General features: G+C 52.2%; 12 protein-coding genes. 6 read left to right on the top strand and 6 right to left on the bottom strand.

Annotation, left to right across the window (positions count from 1 at the left end; translation table 11 throughout):
- Positions 1 to 17: 17 nt before the first annotated feature.
- Positions 18 to 728: an SGNH/GDSL hydrolase family protein gene (locus P8N76_02240; protein ID MDG2380469.1), complete on the bottom strand. Its 711-nt coding sequence runs from the start codon at positions 726 to 728 to the stop codon at positions 18 to 20.
- A 127-nt stretch (positions 729 to 855) separates the two neighbouring features.
- On the opposite strand from P8N76_02240, the gene P8N76_02235 reads away from it, so the two are divergent.
- Together P8N76_02235 and P8N76_02230 are read left to right on the top strand one after the other, a co-directional pair.
- Positions 856 to 3,906: a DUF1553 domain-containing protein gene (locus P8N76_02235; GenBank protein MDG2380468.1), complete on the top strand. Its 3,051-nt coding sequence runs from the start codon at positions 856 to 858 to the stop codon at positions 3,904 to 3,906.
- Positions 3,907 to 3,952: 46 nt separating this feature from the next.
- Positions 3,953 to 5,464, top strand: a complete 1,512-nt coding sequence (locus tag P8N76_02230) for a DUF1501 domain-containing protein (GenBank protein ID MDG2380467.1) — start codon at positions 3,953 to 3,955, stop codon at positions 5,462 to 5,464.
- A 51-nt stretch (positions 5,465 to 5,515) separates the two neighbouring features.
- Here the strand turns inward: P8N76_02230 and P8N76_02225 are convergent, their stop codons facing one another.
- Together P8N76_02225 and P8N76_02220 are read right to left on the bottom strand one after the other, a co-directional pair.
- A complete protein-coding gene (locus P8N76_02225) occupies positions 5,516 to 8,686 on the bottom strand; it encodes an efflux RND transporter permease subunit (protein ID MDG2380466.1) in 3,171 nt (1,056 codons plus the stop codon).
- Positions 8,687 to 8,757: 71 nt separating this feature from the next.
- A complete protein-coding gene (locus P8N76_02220) occupies positions 8,758 to 9,990 on the bottom strand; it encodes an efflux RND transporter periplasmic adaptor subunit (protein MDG2380465.1) in 1,233 nt (410 codons plus the stop codon).
- Between the two features lie 381 nt (positions 9,991 to 10,371).
- Between P8N76_02220 and P8N76_02215 the strand changes: the two genes are divergently transcribed.
- Positions 10,372 to 11,313: a PmoA family protein gene (locus P8N76_02215; GenBank protein ID MDG2380464.1), complete on the top strand. Its 942-nt coding sequence runs from the start codon at positions 10,372 to 10,374 to the stop codon at positions 11,311 to 11,313.
- 100 nt (positions 11,314 to 11,413) lie between these two features.
- Here the strand turns inward: P8N76_02215 and P8N76_02210 are convergent, their stop codons facing one another.
- Together P8N76_02210 and P8N76_02205 are read right to left on the bottom strand one after the other, a co-directional pair.
- Complete coding sequence (locus P8N76_02210) at positions 11,414 to 13,135, bottom strand: serine protease (protein MDG2380463.1); 1,722 nt, start codon at positions 13,133 to 13,135, stop codon at positions 11,414 to 11,416.
- Positions 13,136 to 13,317: 182 nt separating this feature from the next.
- On the bottom strand, positions 13,318 to 13,878 hold the full coding sequence (locus P8N76_02205; protein ID MDG2380462.1) for a hypothetical protein: 561 nt from the start codon (positions 13,876 to 13,878) through the stop codon (positions 13,318 to 13,320).
- 233 nt (positions 13,879 to 14,111) lie between these two features.
- Here P8N76_02205 and P8N76_02200 point away from each other — a divergent pair, with 233 nt between their 5' ends.
- Both P8N76_02200 and P8N76_02195 read left to right on the top strand, forming a co-directional pair.
- Positions 14,112 to 15,371 carry an L-rhamnose isomerase gene (locus P8N76_02200; protein MDG2380461.1) on the top strand — a complete coding sequence of 420 codons (1,260 nt, stop codon included), beginning with the start codon at positions 14,112 to 14,114 and terminating at the stop codon, positions 15,369 to 15,371.
- 137 nt (positions 15,372 to 15,508) lie between these two features.
- Positions 15,509 to 16,537: a ThuA domain-containing protein gene (locus P8N76_02195; protein ID MDG2380460.1), complete on the top strand. Its 1,029-nt coding sequence runs from the start codon at positions 15,509 to 15,511 to the stop codon at positions 16,535 to 16,537.
- 15 nt (positions 16,538 to 16,552) lie between these two features.
- On the opposite strand, the gene P8N76_02190 is transcribed toward P8N76_02195, so the two are convergent.
- Positions 16,553 to 17,230: a sigma-70 family RNA polymerase sigma factor gene (locus tag P8N76_02190; GenBank protein MDG2380459.1), complete on the bottom strand. Its 678-nt coding sequence runs from the start codon at positions 17,228 to 17,230 to the stop codon at positions 16,553 to 16,555.
- Between P8N76_02190 and P8N76_02185 the strand changes: the two genes are divergently transcribed.
- Complete coding sequence (locus P8N76_02185; protein ID MDG2380458.1) at positions 17,229 to 19,535, top strand: serine/threonine-protein kinase; 2,307 nt, start codon at positions 17,229 to 17,231, stop codon at positions 19,533 to 19,535. The genes P8N76_02190 and P8N76_02185 overlap by 2 nt on opposite strands.
- Positions 19,536 to 19,567 lie beyond the last annotated feature (32 nt).

The raw sequence follows: 19,567 nt of genomic DNA, 5'->3' as shown, positions 1-19,567 counted from the left end.
CGCTGTTTGCAGAAACGTCAATCTGGTTTCTTGAGTCGTTTGCGAATTTTCTTGGTGACTTGTGTTGCTAAAGCGTTTGATCCGGCGGGTGTGAAATGAACGTTGGCCGGTCGTTGGATGTCCGGTAGTCGGGGCAGGCAGAATTGGTAAAGGTCGTTGATGGCACAATCCTCACCCAATTCATCTTGGACAACCTGAATCGCGATCGTATTATACTTTTTTGCATCGCCAACAACGCGACCGAGTGCGCCTTGGGGCACGGGGGTCGTAGAACACCAAATGAGTTGGGCACCGGTCTCCTTTAATCGACGAATGAGTGCGCGAAGATTGCGCTCGTATTCCGCCGGTGGTACCTGGACTCGTCCTGTTTCCGTTTTGGTCAGGTTCCCGTCTTTGTTCATGTATTTTAGGTCATGAAGTCCAAAATTAAAGTGGATCACGTCCCATTGTTTTTCGCCTAGCCACTTGTCCAGTTGTTTTAGCCCGCGGGTTGTGGGTCCGCAATTTTCGGCCGCCCGATGGACGTTTGCGTGACCTCGCATTTGTTCCCGGACACCCAGCGTGTAGCCGATTGATATCGAGTCTCCCAGAAGCAAGACCCGTGGTAATTCCGCGTTATCAACAATCGGTCGGAATTCGGGACGCAGTCGTTGATTTTGAGCGTGAGCCGTCATTCGCCAGGCGAAACAAGTCATCAAGACAAAAAGAAAGGTCAATCTGTGACGCATTTCCCCCCCTTTTATTGATTAGTGGGTCCAACGGGTGAATAAGAAGCCTATCATAACAGTCGCTTCGGTAAGCTTCCTGTGCTTGGCGAGCGGGCCGCATTTTTAACGAGACCTCAATGAGGTTACAATGAAGGGCAATGCGGCAGGCGTTTGTTACTTTTTTACCTCATGTTATACGACGGGGCGATTGATGACGAAGCAGTTGCTTGTTCTGTTCGTGGCGATTTGGCTTCCTGCGGCTACAGCGCTGGCCAATCCGAGGGTGTTTGAAGAGCAGGTCGTGCCAATTCTAGCGAGCCATTGTCTGAGCTGCCACAACGATCAAGATGCAAAGGGTGGCCTTTCACTCGCTACCGTAACAAGTCTGCGTAAGGGTGGTGACAGTGGCGCTGCTATCAACGTTGATGATCCGGCTTCAAGTCTGCTGCTGGAAATGATCCGTGGCGAAAACCCGGAGATGCCGAAAGATGCGGATGCGCTTAATAAAGAGCAAATCGCGTCGTTGCGAGCGTGGATTGAATCTGGAGCCGAATGGCCGGATGAGTTCACTATTCGTGAATCAAGCGTTACCGATTTTGATTGGTGGTCTTTGCAGTCTCTGCAGCAACCAGCCGTGCCAGAGCTTGATGCGGCTGGCCAAAGCTGGGCGAGGACGTCCATCGATGCATTTATCTACCAGGCTTTACGTCAGGAATCGATGTTGCCAGCGCCCGAGGCCGATCGAAGGACGCTAATTCGTCGTCTCTATTTTGACCTGATTGGTTTGCCGCCTTCGCCTGAAGCGGTTGACCGATTTATGAAAGATGATCGACCTGGTGCTTACCAGCACGTGGTAGACGAGTTATTGGAGTCGCCGCGCTACGGTGAAAGGTGGGCTCGTCACTGGTTGGATGTCGTGCATTATGGGGATACCCACGGCTACGATAAAGATAAGTTGAGAGCCAACTCCTGGCCGTATCGAGACTATGTGATCCGCAGTTTCAATGAAGATAAACCCTACACCCGTTTCGTTCGTGAGCAATTAGCTGGTGATGTGCTTTGGCCCGATTTGCGTGATGGAATCGAGGCAACAGGATTTATTTCTGCAGGCCCTTGGGATTTCATCGGTCATGCAGAGGTCCCGGAGGAGAAGATCGATGGCCAGGTCGCAAGGAACCTGGATCGTGACGATATGGTCTCATCAACGATGAGCACCTTTCTGAGTTCAACCGTGCAATGTGCTCGCTGTCACAATCATAAATTTGATCCGGTAACTCAGGAGCAATACTACAGTCTGCAGGCAGTATTTGCAGCCTTAGATCGAGCCGATCGCACCTATGATCGCGATCCGAAAATTGCAGCAAAACGTCGGGAGCTCATGCTGCAACAAAAAACGCTCCAACAGCGTATGGATGCGTTGAATAAGGAACTCCATACTCGCGCCGGTGGTGAACTCAAGCGGTTCGATGAAGCCATCGCTGAGTTGCGAGCAGCACAGGCCAAAGATTCTCGCGCTGAATTTGGGTATCACAGTCAGATTGCGGCGAAAGCTGATGAAGTGAAATGGGTCCAAGTTGACTTGGGGCAGGCGAAAAGCTTCGAACAGGTGATTGTTGTCGGCAGCCATGACGACTTCAACGGGATTGGTGCGGGCTTTGGCTTTCCGCTTCGGTTTCGTATTCAAGCGACTAATGATCCCGAGTTCAAACAGGACGTGGTGACGTTGGTCGATCAGACAGGCAGGGATCTTGCCAACCCGGGTACGGATCCGCAGTTGTTTCGCTTTGCCTCCATCGATGCCCAATACATCCGATTTACTGCCACGAAATTAGCGTTGCGGAAAAATGACTACATTTTGGCTTTGGGCGAAATGATGGTGTTGGGCTCGGATCGCACCAACATCGCCGCAAAAGCTCAAGTCTCTGCTTTCGATTCGATCGAAGCTCCGGCCAGGTGGCGACGCGCTAATCTCGTCGACGGCTTCTACCGTGGTGTTGGATCGGATAAGGATGTGACGAGTCAATTGGCTTCGCTGATACAAGATCGCCAACAGTTGCTCGATCGTGTGAAGGACGTTGAACTCTCCGAACAACTCCTGACTGCTGGGGAAATGATTGCCACCAATCAGCAACAGTTGAAAGCTTTGCCTGAGCAGCAACGTATCTATGTTGGCACGGTCCACACGGGAAGTGGTGCGTTTCGAGGCCGTGGGCATCTCGGTGGGAAGCCTCGCAACATTCATTTGCTGATACGGGGAGAAGTCACACAGCCGGGCCAGTCGGTCGGTCCCGGAACGATTCCGATTCGAGCTGAAGACAATTGGCGGTTTTCGCTGGAGCCGGACCATTCCGAGGGCGAAAGACGTGTTGCGCTTGCTGATTGGGTTGTTCGCCATGACAATCCACTTACCTGGCGATCAATCGTTAATCGGGTCTGGCTTTATCATTTTGGTCGAGGCATCGTCGATTCACCCAATGACTTTGGACGGATGGGGCAGTTGCCGACCCATCCCAAATTATTGGACTGGATGGCTGTCTGGTTCCGTGATCAGGGGCAGAGTTGGAAGGAGCTGCATCGGCTGATTGTCACCAGTAGCGTCTATCGCCAGAGTACTCGGAGTATTCCTGAGTATGAGAACCGTGATGCGGGTAATCGTTTCCTCTGGCGAATGAATCGAAGATCGCTGGAAGCAGAAGTGGTTCGAGATTCTGTGCTTTCGGTGAGCGGAAAGCTGAGGCTGGATATGTACGGGCCCGGATTTCGCGATTTTGTGCTCGAACGTCCCGAGCACTCACCGCACTACGAGTATCACAAACACGATCCTAGTGATCCTGGAACTCATCGCCGCTCCGTGTATCGTTTTCTCGTGCGATCGCAGCAGCAGCCTTTCATGCAGACGCTCGATTGTGCTGATCCCTCACAATCAGTTGCCAAGCGGGACACAACCATCACGGCAATCCAGGCGCTGACCTTAATGAACAACAAGTTCATGGTGCAGATGTCAAAGGATTTTTCCGATCGACTTGCTCGAAAAAGATCAACCATTCCTGCGCAAGTGGATTTAGCTTACCAGTTAGCGTTGAATCGTGATCCAGAGGAAAACGAGCGTGATTCGCTCACTCAGTTAGCAACCGAGCATGGCTTGGCGAATGTTTGCCGGGTGATTTTTAACTTGAATGAGTTTCTGTTTGTGGACTGAAATCCTGGGCCGGAACGTAGTGACGGTCATCCGAGGTGAAATAAATATGAAATCAGATTCGCACTTGGTCGATCCGGAGATTTTAGACAAGTTATCACGTCGGCAAGTGATCTCGCAGGCAGCTCACGGATTTGGCGGCCTTGCACTCGCAGCCTTGTTGTCTCAGGACCAACTTTATGCCGAGTCCCAACCGTTGCCCGGTCAGGGTGCGGGGCTGACTGCGTTGAACCATCCGGCCAAAGCCAAGCGAGTGGTTCAGCTGTTTATGGGTGGCGCTGCGAGTCATCTTGATACGTTTGATTACAAGCCAGCATTGGAAAAGCATCATGGTGAGCAGTCTGACTTTGGTGAGCCGATCGAAGCTTTTCAAAACGGTTTGGGCCCTTGGCTCAAATCCCCCTGGAAATTCAAGCCCTACGGTGAGTCGGGAAAACAGTTGAGCCAGATAGTGGCTCCACTCGGAGAGTGCGTCGACGACATGGCATTCTTGCACTCGGTGGTTGGTAAAACGGGTGTACACAGTCAGGCGACTTATCTTCAGGCCACGGGGTTTCAGCGTCCGGGATTTCCGGGCATGGGCAATTGGATCAGTTACGCCTTGGGCAGCCTCAATGAGAACTTGCCGACCTTTGTCGTCATGCCGGATCGACGAGGGTTTTCTTCGAATGGTACAAAAAACTGGAGTTCTGCATTCCTGCCGGCCCAGCATCAGGGCACCTTGATCCGGCCAGGGACACCCTATCCGATTCGTGATTTGTTTCCCCCGGAAAACGACTATGTGACACCCAGCAGCGAACTTGCGACACGAACCGTGCTGGAACGTTTTAACCAGCGACACGCCAGTCAACGTGACAGCGACTCGCGCCTCGATGCTCGAATTCGCAGCTATGAACTCGCCGCGCGCATGCAGTTGGCGGCCCCCGAAGTATTAGATATTAGTCGCGAACCTGCCCATATCCTGAAAATGTATGGGCTTGATCACGGCCGATCCAAGTTCGGTGCAGAGATTAATGAAATCGAGGAAACCGATTACTTTGGTCGGAAATGTCTCACCGCCAGACGTTTACTGGAACGCGGGGTCAGGTTTGTGCAGATCTGGTCAGGCAATGATAACTCGTTCCCTCGTCGGAACTGGGATTCGCATGAAAACATTGAACGCGATCATGGTCCGCTTGCGTTGGGGATGTCCCGAGGTGCTGCGGCTTTAATCAAAGACCTGAAGCAACGTGGCATGTTGGAGGATACGATTATCCTTTGGACTACCGAATTTGGTCGTTTACCTTCTTCTCAAAGCGAGACGGGGAGAGATCACAATCCGTACGTGTTCACAAATTGGTTGGCCGGTGGGGGGGTCAAGGGTGGAGTGACTTACGGTGAGAGTGATCAATGGGGATACAAGCCTCTGGATCGCACTAATCCAGTTCAGGTCTACGACGTACATGCGACTATTCTCGATTTATTGGGAGTTGATCACACTCGCCTGACCGTCCGGCACGATGGAATCGACCGACGTTTAACCGATGTTCATGGTCGTGTACTCAAGGCGATTCAAGCCTAGCTGGAAATGAGTCGCTTCGATTTCGACGGGAGCAATCGGTCCCTGGATGGCTCATTCGTCGCTTTGTTGTTTGAAGCGTCCCGCCCAGAGGTCATCCAGCAACGAGTAAGTCACGGGGATGGCGAGTAGTGTCAGCAAGAGCGACAAAGTCTGTCCACCCACGGCGAGAACGGCAATCGAGCGACGTTCTTCGGCACCGGGACCAACGCCAATCAGCAACGGGAACATGCCAGCGACAAAGGAGAATGTGGTCATCAAGATAGGCCGCAACCGATCGCGATTTGCCAACATGATGGCGGCGTCACGTGGCATCCCTTGTTCTCTTAGTTGATTGGTGTGGTCGACCTGCAAAATTGATGCTTTCTTGACGACGCCGAACAAGACGAGAATTCCCAGCGCAGAATAAAGGTTAAGTGTTTCACCGCCCATCCACAGACTAAAGAGGCCAAATGGTACGGCCAGTGGCAGTGAGATCAGGATGGTAATCGGATGGATAAAATGTTCGAACTGAGCGGCCAAGACGATGTACATGAAAATGAATGACATCAGAAAGGTCCAGCCGAATTCATTCAAGGTTCGCTCCAGTTCGCGACCACGACCTCGAACTGAGGTGTTGTAACCCTCCGGTAGATTCACTCTTTCCACCGCTTCGTTAAGTGCTTCAATCCGATCCTTCAACGCAAATCCGGGTGCGATATTCGCCCGGATGGCAACCATGCGTTCATGATCGAGTCGATCGATCCGTGATGCGGCTTCGCCGTATTCAAAGTTGACGACATTATCTAGTCGAGTATGTTGACTCCCCGCCTGTTGAATCGTGTTCTGTTGAGTGGTGCTGTTTTTCGTTCGCACATAAAGTTGTGAAATGGCATCGGTGTTACTACGGTCAATTCCAACCAGTCTCAATTCGACATCATAGGCGTCGTCGGCCAGGTCATCGCGGTATCTTGATACATGCTCGTCCCCCCCCACACAGATTCTTAATGTCTCAGCAATTTCTTGAACATCGACCCCCAAGGCGGCTGCCCGTTCACGATTGATGTGCACCAGGAGTTCAGGTTTGTTCATCTTCAGTGTCAGATCTGCATCGACGATACCTGGGATGGTTTTGGCTTCAGTCAGTAATCGGTTTCCGTAGTCATGAAGTCCATCCAAGCTCGGTCCAGTGATTGAAAAATCGATATCAACGGGAGGTCCTTGTCGAAATGACGTCAGGTTGCGTACGGAACCACGCAAATCCGGAAACTGATTGAGGATGTCGCGAACCTCTTGCATTTTCTCTTGCTGGCTGAAGTTACCTTCCCAGGCCGCACGCGGGTTGCCCCGCAAGGTGTCGCGTACCAAACGCGGAATTGAAAAAGAACGATTTGAGATATCAACCAGTCGGATAAATATTTCGGATCGATTGACTGCGCCACGACCGCCAACGGAGGTCAGCATGTATTCAATACCATCAATATTTTTCAATTGGTTTTCAATGGCCAAGGTGGCCTTGTCCATTGATTGCATGCCCGTGCCTTCATCGGCCGTCAACCGGATTTCAAACTCTGACTCGTCAACGTTGGAAGGGATGTAATCTTGTTTGACGAGATGATAAAGCGGGTAGTTGGCGGCGATCGTAATTAGCGAAATGCAAGCCACCAGCCAGCGATGTTGCATGGCCCAACGCAGACAGATGAGATATCCCGACTCGATATATTGATAGATACCACTGCGCGATTGAGGAATGGGGGAGTCGGAGTGACGTTGGCGCAGCAGTCGACTGCACATCATCGGCGTCAGTGAAAAGCTGATCAGCATGGAAATCAAGACGGCGATTGTTGCGGTGATACCGAACTGGAACAGCAATCTCCCTGTGACGCTGTCAAGGAACGACACGGGCAAAAAGACAATGACTAGGGAAAACGTTGTCGCTAAAACCGCCAGTCCGATTTCGCGTGTGCCACGAATGGCTGCTTCAAACGGGTTCAGACCTTCCTCTTCAATGTAACGAAAGACGTTTTCCAGGACGATTACTGCATCATCAATTACAACACCGACCATCAGGACAAGCGCAAGCATTGTGACGTTGTTCAGCGTAAATCCTAACGGTCGCATGATTGCGAAGGTGGCGATGATGGAAGTGGGGATCGCAATCGCTGCAATCAGTGCTGATTGCCATGAACGCATGAAAAGCAGGACGACTAAGCTGGCCAAGACGCTACCGGAAATGAGATGCTTTTGCACTTCGTGCATCGCGGCAACAATGTAGCCTGACTGATCTTGTAGCACCGAGACGCTCACGTCGGGTGGTAGCAATTCACGCGATCGCTCCAGCCGCGTTTTGACTTCTTGAATCACGTCGACCGTATTCGCACCGGACTGACGTTGCACAAAGAGTACAACAGCAGGCACGTCATTGAGTCTTGCTTTATTCCTCAATTCCTTCTGTCCGTCGATGGCTTCGCCCAGGTCACTCAGTCGAATGGGGTGGCCATCAATAGTGGCCACGACTAAATCGTTGAAATCACGAGCTTTGTCGACTCGTCCCATAGTGCGAAGCGTGAATTCCTGAGTTGGCGTTTGCATGAGTCCACCGGGAATTTCGGTGTTTTGCCGAGCGAGCGCTTCACGTACTTCGACGATCGACAGGCCATATGCGGCCAGTCGCCGTGCATCAATTCGCACTTGCACGGCCCGATCCATCGCGCCGCGAATGGTGACTTCACCCACGCCTTCGGCAGATTCGATGACTTGTTTGACATAACGATCAGCCAAGACATAGAGTTCCCGGCCGTCACGCGGGCCGGAAATCGCGATCGTCATGACAGGGGATGAATCGAGATCTCGTTTGCCGATCTGTGGCGGTTCCGTTCCAAACGGCAATTCGTCAATGTCACGACCAATCGCGTCACGAGCATCCTGAGCGGCTAAGTCAACATTGCGGTTGAGATCCAGATTGAGGATGACAATGGATGCTCCCTCGAACGAAATCGAACGCAGTTCGTCGACGCCTTCGACGGTTGCCACAGCATCTTCGAGGGGCTGGGAGATCTCCGATTCGATTTCGCTGGGAGACGCACCCGGGTGGCGCGTGTAGATGAACAGCGCTGGCATGTCGATGTTGGGATATCGTGCCACGCCCATTTGGGTGTAGGCAATGATTCCGGCAACCACCAGAGCTGCCACCAACATCACCGCAAATACGGGCCGTCGAACGCAGATTTCAGCAAGCCACTGCAAGGAATTCGGTCCTCAATTGGCATAGGGCGAAGTGCGTGGCATCGGCAACCGGTGCGGCACAATCCAATACGCTAGGGGTGAGTTACAGTCAGTTGGTGGGTTTTGGGCGTTTCGACGCGCCCCGCCAATCCTTGGTTAAAGTCGGTGACAATCCACTGATTAGTACGGAGTCCCGTCAGAATCTCCAACTGTTTGTCGGACCGACGTCCGATCTTCACCTGTTGTTGAGCAGCGATTCCCTCCGTGACCACCCAGACGCGATTGACCCCAGCAAACTCACCGACGGCGGAAGCTGGTACGGCAACGGTTGTCGCCTCTGAGTCGACAACAATATCTGCTTCTGCAAACAGGCCAGAACGAAGCTTGCCGTCGGTATTATCCAGGTCGCCCTCAATCATCAACGATCGATTTGATTCATCCAGGCTGGGGCTCGTGCGTTTGACAACGGAGTGAATGAGTTCGCGGACTCCCGCCACAGAGATTCTTAGCGACTGGCCGAGTTGCACGGAGTTTGCTTTGAGTTCTGGCACTCGGCCGCGAAATCGTAAAGGATTTGTTCGAACCAGTGTTACGAGCGGATCACCTCCGCGGACAATGGCTCCGGCGGATACATGACGTCGCTGCACGACACCATCAAAAGGTGCGCGGATGATGGCGTCCTCTCGATTTTGGCGAGTCATTGCCAGTGCCGCACGACGGACTCGAATGATGGCTAGCTGTTCGTCGACGCTTTGTAACGCCGATTGATAATTCGCGTCTGCGACTCGCTCGGCTGATTCTTGTTTATTAAATTCTGATGCCGAGATGGCTCGGGAGGTCTGAAGTCGCTTCATGCGAGCTAGCGCTTCTTGGGCTTCGTCCCAAATCGCCTTGGCAACCATCACCGTCGGTACTGCTTGTGGATCGAGTTTCTCCATTGGGTCGTTTGGCTGCAAACCGACTTTCGCGCAAGCCTCTGCTAATTCAGCTTCAGCCTGCTGAACCTGGAGCTCAAAATCTGTTAGCTCCAAGTGGACAAGTTCCTCGTTCTTCTTGACTCGAGAACCAAGATCCACGGAAGTGATCGCAACTCGACCCGAAACTTTGGCTCCGATGGTTGATACTTCGTCGGCAATTAGACTGCCTTGAGAGCGAACGACGATGGGCCAACTGCGCTGAGAAACCTGTTCGATTTCGGCGGTGAAAATTAACGGCTCCTTGCTTGCCTCTGTCGAACCCGAATTGTCGGCCGTCTCATCCCGATAACAACTTGTCCCGGCAAGAATGATTAACAGGACAGCGCAGATGGAGGGTTTGACGGCCATAGAGGAGAGATGAAAATCTGGGGGTAGCGTTCAACTGTAAAAACTCGTCCACGAACGGGCGGTGGACTTGCTTACGTATCATAACAGCTCGAATCTACAATTGAAGCCAGTTGCAGGTTGCTGATCGGGTTAACCTTTCTTGATTTTGGCCGCACAGTTTGCCCGAACGGCTTGGTTTCATTCGCCGACGAGTGAGAGGAGGTCGAAAGCCCTATTTTGGCGACCCGTTGGAGCCTACAATTTGAGGCGGAGATTTGTTTTTTGGCGAAAAAACTGGGCTCCGTATAGCTCGAATTTTTCACATTGGGCTGCAAAGGTTGCTAAACTCAACACGTTTTCATAAACAGTAAAACTTAGGCTTCCCAGCAGAGGAGTTATTCAATGATGCGCTACGGAGCAGCCGTTCTTGTTGTGGCACTCTTGGTTTCAACAACGTTCGCCGATCGGTTCACGGTGGAACAACATCCCGAAAAGGTTACCGTCAATCTCGACGGTGAAATGTTTACCGAATATCTAGTCAAGTCAGGCGCGAAACCGATCTTGTGGCCTGTGATCGGACCGAAGGGAAAGTCCGTAACACGCGGCTTTCCAATGCGCGAAGCGACGGCCGACGAAAAGGAAGACCACGTTCATCACCGTTCGTTTTGGTTCACTCATGGCGAGGTCAATGATTCTGACTTCTGGGCGGAGGGTCGTGACCAATGTGGTACGATCGCTCATCGCGAATTCTCAACCGTCAAAGGTGGTGAGACGGCGGTTATCGAAACGAAAAATGACTGGATTGATCGACACGGTGAAGTGATCTGTCATGATGTTCGTAAACTGACCTTCGGTGTCGAAGGGGATTCAAAATATATTGATTTTGACATCAAGCTGACGGCTACCGACAAGCCCGTGACGTTTGGGGACACGAAAGAAGGTTCGTTTGGTGTCCGTGTTGCCGGATCGATGCGAGTCGAGCGAGGCGAGGGTGGGAAAATTGTTAACAGCGAAGGTCAAGAAGACAAGGGTGCCTGGGGCAAACCCGCTGCTTGGGTTGACTATTATGGTCCGGTTGAGGATGAAGTTGTCGGAGTTGCAATCCTAAATCATCCCCAAAGCTTTCGTTACCCGACCTACTGGCACGTTCGCACCTATGGTCTCTTTGCCGCCAATGTATTCGGAGAACATCACTTCAAGGGTGATAACTCGATCGATGCTGCTCATACGCTAGAGCCGGGTGAGTCGATGACGTTTTACTATCGTGTGTTGTTACATCCCGGAGATGTGAAGTCGGGGAAAGTGGCCGAAGCGTTTGAGCGTTACTCGAAGCTATCGAAATAACCTTTCTTCCTGACCTTCTTTGCGGGGTGGTGTTGCCGACGGCGGAACGGTGGTCGCTTCCTGGATGCGACTACAGTTGTTTGCGCCGATTGGTTTGCCTCTAAGTTCGCTTCAGGAAGAGTGAGTTGGTCGGGTCTTTGTAAATCAGCGTCTCACTGTCTTGGAGCGACACGTCGGCGACGAATGAGTTGCCGTCTGTCGAATAGGTTAGTTTGTCGCCTTCGAGTTGATAGGGCCCCGAGATGATAATCGGATCCTGGTTTTCCGACTGGATGGTCCAGGTCAATGTTTCCGCTTTTAATTCGAGTGTGTAGCTGACCGAATTGCCATTGGCCACTTGGATGATCGTCGCCCATCGGCCGCTCAAATCTGGAGCGGTTGCAGGACCGACATAACGGTTCATCGTGAACTGAAGACTTTTCGATTCGTACGCAATCTGATTTTGATTGACGATTCTGAGCTTGGCTGAGAACGCTTCTTGCTCGTTCTTGAACGTCACTGTTTGGTCGTTGATGCTGAACTTGCCACGATCTTCTAGGAGTGGCTTGTCACCACCGTCACTTACATACCAGTGGTAGGATCCGTCTCGGTTCAGCGATACGGCGTAGGCGACTTTGGTACCGCTCGAATTCAATCGACTAGCGACCCAGGTTCCCATGAGTTCCGCGGGCCTTGTATCCGATTGTGCTTTTTGGTTGGCGGTGGTGAGTTGGTTGCGCATCGCTTGTGTCACCAACGCCACGCCCCGTATCATCGATTTCACGTTGTCGATATTGGTATCCCGATCAAGATCGACTCGAAAATAAACGCGTTGTTCGTCTTTGAGCGGCCAGACTTCCCAGTTGCCGAACTTGCGTTGACTGTTGTCGATCATTAAATCGCTCAGCAGCGAAGCAGGCATATCGTTTTCAAAACTCTTGAGGAGCGCACGGATTTGGCGAATCCTACGCCCGTCGAACAGGTGCGTCTCGGCATCGATCTCAACGCGAACAAAGTCGCCGTCATTTGCGGGCACATCGACAGTGAAATCTCCAGTCGATTTGAGTTCGTAATTCAGATTGAGTTCGTCCAGCATGCTCTTGACCGGGAGATCAATCGTGCTGTTTTCGCCGTTCAGCAACGATTTGAGTTCGTTCACGTTAATGCAAACACTGACCAAGCTGCTGTCATTCGAGGTGGCGGACACGATTGCAACCAATTCATTGTTGTTGTTTACGACCGGACCTCCGCTGTCACCTTGGTTGATGGGAGCTTGGGTTTCAACAACTTGCGCATCCACTTGTTGAGAATCATCCAATTGATACTGCTTATGATAGACCTGCCGAACCGTCCCGGATGTATAGACCCACATGGCGCTGCTTGCGCTTGGATTCCCTATCGAATGTACGCGCTCTCCCGGCGAAACACTCTCTGCGGCGAGTGGAATCTCGACGGTGCCGGCTGGAATGGATTCAACTTCGATTAAGACGAGATCGCGGCGAAGGTCACGAGCTACCACCTTGCCCGCGAAGCTGATGCTGTCAAGCTCGCGAATGCTGCCGTGTCGATCCGCTCGGAGTTTGCCGTTCTGATGCTGTGGAAAGACTACCCGGACGTCGTCCATTTCACCCACAACGTGATAGTTGGTGAAAACCAGTCGATGTTCTGCGTCCACTAACGCGCCGCTGCCAAAACGGTCGCCGGCAACGATCATTGCCGAAGACTTAAGCAATTGTTGGTAAACCTGACTGTTGGCGATGGCAGCCGTCGAAGTGGTCATGACGAGCAACATGGCCAAGATAATGTTCCGCTGCGGGGATGCGAGGGTGGGGGAGGTGAACATCGGTGTGCACTCCTTGATTGAGAGATGGAGAGGGAAGCCATAGGATCAAGAGCGAAAAGGAGCCCCCGATGTTACGCCTCGGGGGCGTTTCTCCAGATCTCATCGGTGAAAAAAAAACCGGAATCCTTTCGGATTCCGGCTGGCTAAGCGGTGCGAATTAGGTCGTCACGTTGACCCGTTGATTAGCCACCCAAAATTGCTGCGGCTTGATTTTGTGCCTGGAGAGCAGGGTTGGTTGGCAACGGTGAAATCGGAGCCGTTGGGTGTAATACCACGGGTGCGGGCGCTGTGACACGAATCTTCTGTGTGCGTCCTAACTGACCCTGCGGCAATAACACATCTAGGCGAATTAAAACCGCTTCTTTGATCGCCATTGGTGGCAGAGTGACGGTCACTCCTGTCATGGTCCAATTGTTGATTCTCACCGGTAGTTTGATGTTGTTGAAGACCATCAAGACGCTGCCGGGTTGATTGCCAAGGAAGTTGGCGGGGATCGTGATTGTCGATCCGGAAGGGACTACGGGAAATTGAGGCTCTGGAGCAACGATGGGGGGTGCAATCGCAACTTGTGGGGGAGTCACATGATGGTGCAGGATGGGCTGAACGAACCTTATCGGGCGGACGTAATTGTGGTGATGGTGGTAGCTACGGCGACGACCGCCACAGCCGGCTGACGCGTCAGCTGCGAAAATAGCGAAAGTGAGGGCGAAAAGGGTGGAAAGTGCAATGATTTTGCGGGCCATGATTAAGTCTCCTTGGTCGAAAAATGTTTGCTTTGCTGAAATGGTGTGACTCCATGGAATATTCAGCGAAGTAACTTGTCGGATGTTACAACGGCAGAGAAATAATTTGAAAAACCGTTATACTTCCAGCTTGTTTTCTGGCTATTCGGCCCTGGCTTGCAAATCGACGCAAGGGAGCGGTTGAGCCCGATCTGACTCGATTTTCGTTCCGTTTTGACGCGAGAGGTTTTCAGATGAACATTGAACGGGCCTACGAATTGGCCTGCGAACGCTACCAGGAGATCGGGGTTGATGTGGCGTCGGCTCTTGATCATCTGGCTCGCGTCTCGATTTCGGTTCACTGTTGGCAAGGCGATGATGTTCAAGGATTTGAGACGAAGTCGCACGCGTTGGGTGGTGGCCTAGCGGTTACCGGTAACTATTTGGGGCGCGCGCGCGATGTCGATGAACTCCGATCGGACCTCGTGACCGCCTTTTCGTTAATTCCCGGCTCTCATCGTCTCAATCTTCACGCCAGCTATGGGGAATTTGGTGGCCAAGTCGTTGATCGTGATGAAATTGAAGTTCAGCACTTTCAAGGTTGGCTTGAGTGGGCGCAGCAGCAACGCCTCGGACTTGACTTTAACCCCACCTATTTTGCGCACCCCTTGGCAGCGAGTGGGGCAACGCTGTCGCATCCGGATCCATCCATCAGGGAGTTTTGGCTGGAACACGGTCGTCGAGCTCGACGCATTGGAGCTGCGATGGGGCAGGCCACAGGAACACCCTGCGTGACGAATGTTTGGATTCCTGACGGTTCGAAGGATCAACCTATCGATCGCCTCGGGCCTCGCTCCCGATTAATTTCCGCACTCGACGATTTGTTTGCGGAACCACTTGACCCACGACACCATCTGGATGCGGTCGAATGCAAACTATTTGGACTTGGGTCTGAAAGCTACGTTGTTGGGTCTCATGAGTTCTATCTGGGATATGCGATTACTCGAAACAAAGTACTCTGTTTGGACGCGGGTCATTTTCACCCAACGGAACTGATTTCCGACAAAATATCTTCGGTATTCGGTTACGTCGATCGGTTGATGTTGCATGTCAGTCGCGGTGTGCGATGGGACAGCGATCATGTGGTGACGATGAGTGATGAGTTGTTAGCAATCGCCCAGGAAATAGTGCGGGGTCGGTATCTCGAACGGACGCACATCGGATTGGACTTTTTCGATGCCAGTATCAATCGCGTGGCGGCGTGGGTGATTGGAACTCGCAATGCATTGAAAGCGCTTTTGCTCGCACTGCTGGAACCGATTCAATTACTCAGACAAATGGAAGTCGATGGAGATTTGACCGGTCGTCTGGCTTGGCTTGAAGAGCTGAAGACATTGCCAAGTGGCGCTGTCTGGGACTACTATTGCGAGCGTGCAGATGTGCCCGTTAGCACGGCGTGGTTGGCGAATGTACGCGAGTATGAACAGCGAGTCCTGAGTCAACGGACTTTCTGATCAATTTTTCCTAGGACTCCAAATTAGGGGTTGGGTACGGTAAGATCACGTAAGCTCTTCCCCATTGAAAATCAAATCCTGGCCTGAATGGTCACCTGAACTCGAACGCCGGTTGGCGTGATACGAAAGGGAAAACCGTGATTCGCATCACTAGTGTTGGCATGATCATTATCTTAGCGAGCGCTGCAGCCGCTTCGGCGAAAGACTGGATTTCTTATGATGGCCAAGAAGGGCCTGGGAAGGGTAAGCACATTGTTCTCGTTGCGGGCGATGAAGAGTATCGTTCGGAAGAGGGTCTGCCGATGCTGGCCAAGATCCTGAGCGAGCGACATGGTTTTAAGACAACCGTGCTTTTTTCGGTCAATGAGGAGGGAGTTATTGATCCGACAAATCAGGCCAGTTTGTCGGGTGCGGAACTTTTGGATTCTGCCGATGCGATTGTGATTTTACTGCGTTTTCGTAATTGGCCCGATGAACAGATGAAGCATTTTGACGCGGCGTTTAAACGCGGTGTTCCTGTCATTGGTTTGAGAACAAGTACGCACGCATTTCAATATCGAAACGATCGTGATACTGATTTTCAGTCCTACAATCGCTTCGGCAAACAGGTTCTCGGAGAGGATTGGGTCAGCCATTGGGGTGGCCACAAGCGCGAAGCCACCCTTGGTATCGTTGAGCCGGGTGCGGAGAATGATCCGATCTTAAGAGGCGTGGATGAGGTGTTTGGCGATTCGGACGTTTACGAAGCCTATCCGCCAGCAGACGCAAAGATTTTGTTGCGTGGCGAAGTGTTGTCAGGTATGAAACCGTCCGATCCACCTGCCAAATACGTTAAGAAGCGACGCTCGGACGGTAAGCAACAAGATGTCAATGGCCCTCCGATGCCCGTTGCTTGGACGCGGTTGCATCAACAAGATAGCGGTACCAAAAATAAAATATTTTGCACCACCTTGGGGGCTGCGACCGATCTGCAAAGCGAGGGACTCCGCCGCATGATTTTGAATTCGATCTTTTGGGGATTGGATATGGAGGTTCCCGCGAAGGCAGATGTGACCTATGTCGATGACTTTGATCCCACGATGTATGGCTTCGGGAATTACCGTCGAGGCATTTTGCCTGCGGATCATGCGGTTGGCAAGGTTTTGCCAGCGGGCCAGGAAAAGTGATGCGGTTGGTTTGCCTTACGGTCTGAGCGTCTCGTCTGACAATAATTGCTGTAGGCGACTCAGGCCGCGAGAGAGCATGACACGAATCGCACCATCGGACTTGCCGAGCTTCTGGGCGATCTCTTTGGACGGCAAGCCGACCAAGTAACGCAAGCGAAGTGCTTCTCGCTGTTCTTCAGGGAGCGTGTCTAACGCAGCGAGCATGCGTAATTGTTTTTGATCACGTGAGAACGCTTGGCTGGGTGTCGTCATGCTAGCAGCCAAGAGGTTACCCAAGCCGATTCCCGCTTGGCTCCCTTCGCCGCCGATCGCCACTTCGCGAGAAGCATCTCGCTTTTGACTGGAAAAAAACCGGCGATGCGCGTCGATGATTTTCCGCTCGCTGATGTGAAACAGCCAATTGAGTGGCTCTCGATCCCCAATTTCGATCTTGTCAAATGCGCGTAGCGCTTCGACGCTGACTTCCTGTAGAATATCGTCAGGCTCGATTTTTTTGAGCAGGTGTTTGCCAACTCGCTTGTTGATGAAAGCGAGCAGTGCCGGTTGATTGTTTTGAATGTACTCTACCAGTGCGTCGCGATCGCCGTCCTTTAAACGTTTTCGCATGACTTGTTCAGATCCGGTCATCGTGGTGACTCCTGGCGGCTGATTTTCGGCTTCACTCAAAGGTTGGCCAACGTCGGATTGAAACATGAACGACTCGTATTCTAACCGCACTAATGCGAATCAACAGTCGAATGAGTTGTTTTGGAAACGTACGGAGGAAAAGGTCGATTTGTTGGCTGCGGCCTGGGGGTCTTGCATAGCTGAAGATGCGGTATTTCCTCAGATTGGTCGATTTGTTGAAGATGTTCCGGTCGAAGAACGTCGTCTCCTTTTGCATGAATTGATCAAGGTGGATTTGGAATATCGCTGGCAAGATCGACGTGCGCCCGAGTATCTCGAGTTCTATCTGCGTAGTTTGCCAGAATTAGGCCGGATTGATGAGTTGCCAGTTGACTTGATCTGCGAGGAAATTCAGATACGAATGCAGGTTGGCGATCACGTGGACGTCGCGACTGTACTTGAACGCTTCCCAACCCAAGCAGCGCAGTTGGGCTCTTTGTTAGGGACAATGGTGGTTCCGGGGGATCGACCGAGCGGTACAGACCATTCAATGGAAGGCATGCTTACCGACGGGTTGGCTGAAACCCTGGATCGAGTCGATCCGATTTCGAAACGGTTGGATCAAATCAAAGAAGGTGACACGGTTGATGATTTTGATCTGCTAATGACCCTGGGACAGGGAGCATTTGCGACTGTCTATCTCGCTCGACAGCGATCGTTGGAACGACTGGTTGCACTCAAGATTTCTCAGAGTGCGGGGACGGAACCTCGAACGTTAGCTCAGCTGGACCATTCCAACATTGTCCGTGTGTTCGATCAACGTAGTGGCGGTAGCTCTATCCGTTTGCTCTACATGGAATTGGTTGCGGGCGGAACGCTGAAGGATATCGTTGATCAAATGAGCGAACTGGACCGTGCCGAATTGTGCGGATCGGTGATTCTAGAATCGGTCGATCGCCGACTGTCTTCGGCAGGAACGGCACCGCCCGAAGGGTCTGCGATTCGACTGGCCTTGCGACAAGCGACGTGGTCAGTAGCTATCTGTGAGATTGGTAGTCGCTTAGCAGATGGCCTTGCCTATGCTCATGAAAAGGGAGTGCTTCACCGTGACATCAAGCCAGCTAATATCCTGCTGACCTCAGAAGCATCGCCGAAGTTGGCCGACTTTAATATCAGTTTCCAAGCTGGACGCGAAGACGAAGATCCGACTGATACGTTCGGTGGTTCCATGGCCTATATGTCGCCAGAGCAATTGGAGGCATGCCATCCGGCGCTCGGTGGATCGGCCCATCGAGTGCGCGAATCGAGTGATATTTATTCGCTGGGTATTGTGCTATGGGAGTTGATGACAGGACATCGGCCATTCCAGGATGAAACGAAGCAGGCAAATGGCTGGGCAGCCTCGCTGCAATGCATGCTCGATCGTCGCCGGGATGTCGAGCTCGAGGTGTTAATCAAGTCTCTGCCGGCGGATTGTCCCTCATCGTTGCGTGATGTACTCCGTCGTTGCCTGGAACCTGATGATGGGCGGCGCTTTCAATCAGCGAACCAATTGGCAGACGCCTTGCGTCTTTGTTTGAACCCTCGTTGTTGGAGATTGTTGCAACCGCCTCAGCATTGGGGCAGCCGCATTCCCTTGTTGTTTCCGACGCTGACGGTACTCTTAGCAACTTTGTTGCCAAGTCTGTTCGCGGCGTTATTCAACTTTTTCTACAATGGCCAACGCATCATCAGTCAATTGGCTGGTGCGGAAGATTTCTTCCTGCTACTTGCTACCCTGATTAATGCAATCACATTTTCTGTGGGTATCAGTATCGTAATTGTCGTAGCCTACCGCTGTGCCCTTGCACTGAAGAACCCCCCCAGTCCGCGGCCTCGCGCGGGTGGGAGTAACGTGATGTTCCTCGGTCATTCTATGGCCTGTCTGGCCCTCTCGTTTTGGCTGATTGCCGGTCTGGCCTATCCGATTAGCCTACATCTAGGTCTGAACGGTGGGGTTTCGGCAGGAGTGTATGTGCACTTTGCACTTTCATCCGCCTTGTGCGGAATCTTGGCGGGAACGTATCCCTTTTTCCTGGTAACCCTTCTTTGTATCCGTTGGTTTATTCCGGCCATGATTCGAGGCGAGATTATTCGTGGACCTCAACAGAATGACGTGTTGTGGCTGCGACGCTTGAACCGCTTGTATCTTACCTTGACCGCATTTGTGCCGTTGCTCGGTATCCTTTTGATTTTGCTCTTCGCTCAATCCGTCGGACAAGAGGCGATGGAGGACCGTCAATTCTTGATTACGGCCAGCCTTGTTGGATTAGCTGGATTTGGTCTGATGTTCTGGTTGCATCGTGTGCTCGATGAAGACCTGCTGGCCCTACAGGATATCGGCCAAGGTTGAAATAGAGCCGCCCCTTCCCGGGTAGGGGCGAC

The sequence above is a fragment of the Pirellulaceae bacterium genome (assembly GCA_029243025.1).
Taxonomy (GTDB): Bacteria; Planctomycetota; Planctomycetia; order Pirellulales; family Pirellulaceae.
This window is presented reverse-complemented; position numbering and strand designations above follow the sequence as displayed.

Coding starts and splice junctions, on each gene's coding strand:
- P8N76_02240 (MDG2380469.1), bottom strand. CDS start 728: ATGCGTCACAGATTGACCTTTCTTTTTGTCTTGATGACTTGTTTCGCC.
- P8N76_02235 (MDG2380468.1), top strand. CDS start 856: ATGAAGGGCAATGCGGCAGGCGTTTGTTACTTTTTTACCTCATGTTAT.
- P8N76_02230 (MDG2380467.1), top strand. CDS start 3,953: ATGAAATCAGATTCGCACTTGGTCGATCCGGAGATTTTAGACAAGTTA.
- P8N76_02220 (MDG2380465.1), bottom strand. CDS start 9,990: ATGGCCGTCAAACCCTCCATCTGCGCTGTCCTGTTAATCATTCTTGCC.
- P8N76_02215 (MDG2380464.1), top strand. CDS start 10,372: ATGATGCGCTACGGAGCAGCCGTTCTTGTTGTGGCACTCTTGGTTTCA.
- P8N76_02210 (MDG2380463.1), bottom strand. CDS start 13,135: ATGTTCACCTCCCCCACCCTCGCATCCCCGCAGCGGAACATTATCTTG.
- P8N76_02205 (MDG2380462.1), bottom strand. CDS start 13,878: ATGGCCCGCAAAATCATTGCACTTTCCACCCTTTTCGCCCTCACTTTC.
- P8N76_02200 (MDG2380461.1), top strand. CDS start 14,112: ATGAACATTGAACGGGCCTACGAATTGGCCTGCGAACGCTACCAGGAG.
- P8N76_02185 (MDG2380458.1), top strand. CDS start 17,229: ATGAACGACTCGTATTCTAACCGCACTAATGCGAATCAACAGTCGAAT.
- P8N76_02190 (MDG2380459.1), bottom strand. CDS start 17,230: ATGTTTCAATCCGACGTTGGCCAACCTTTGAGTGAAGCCGAAAATCAG.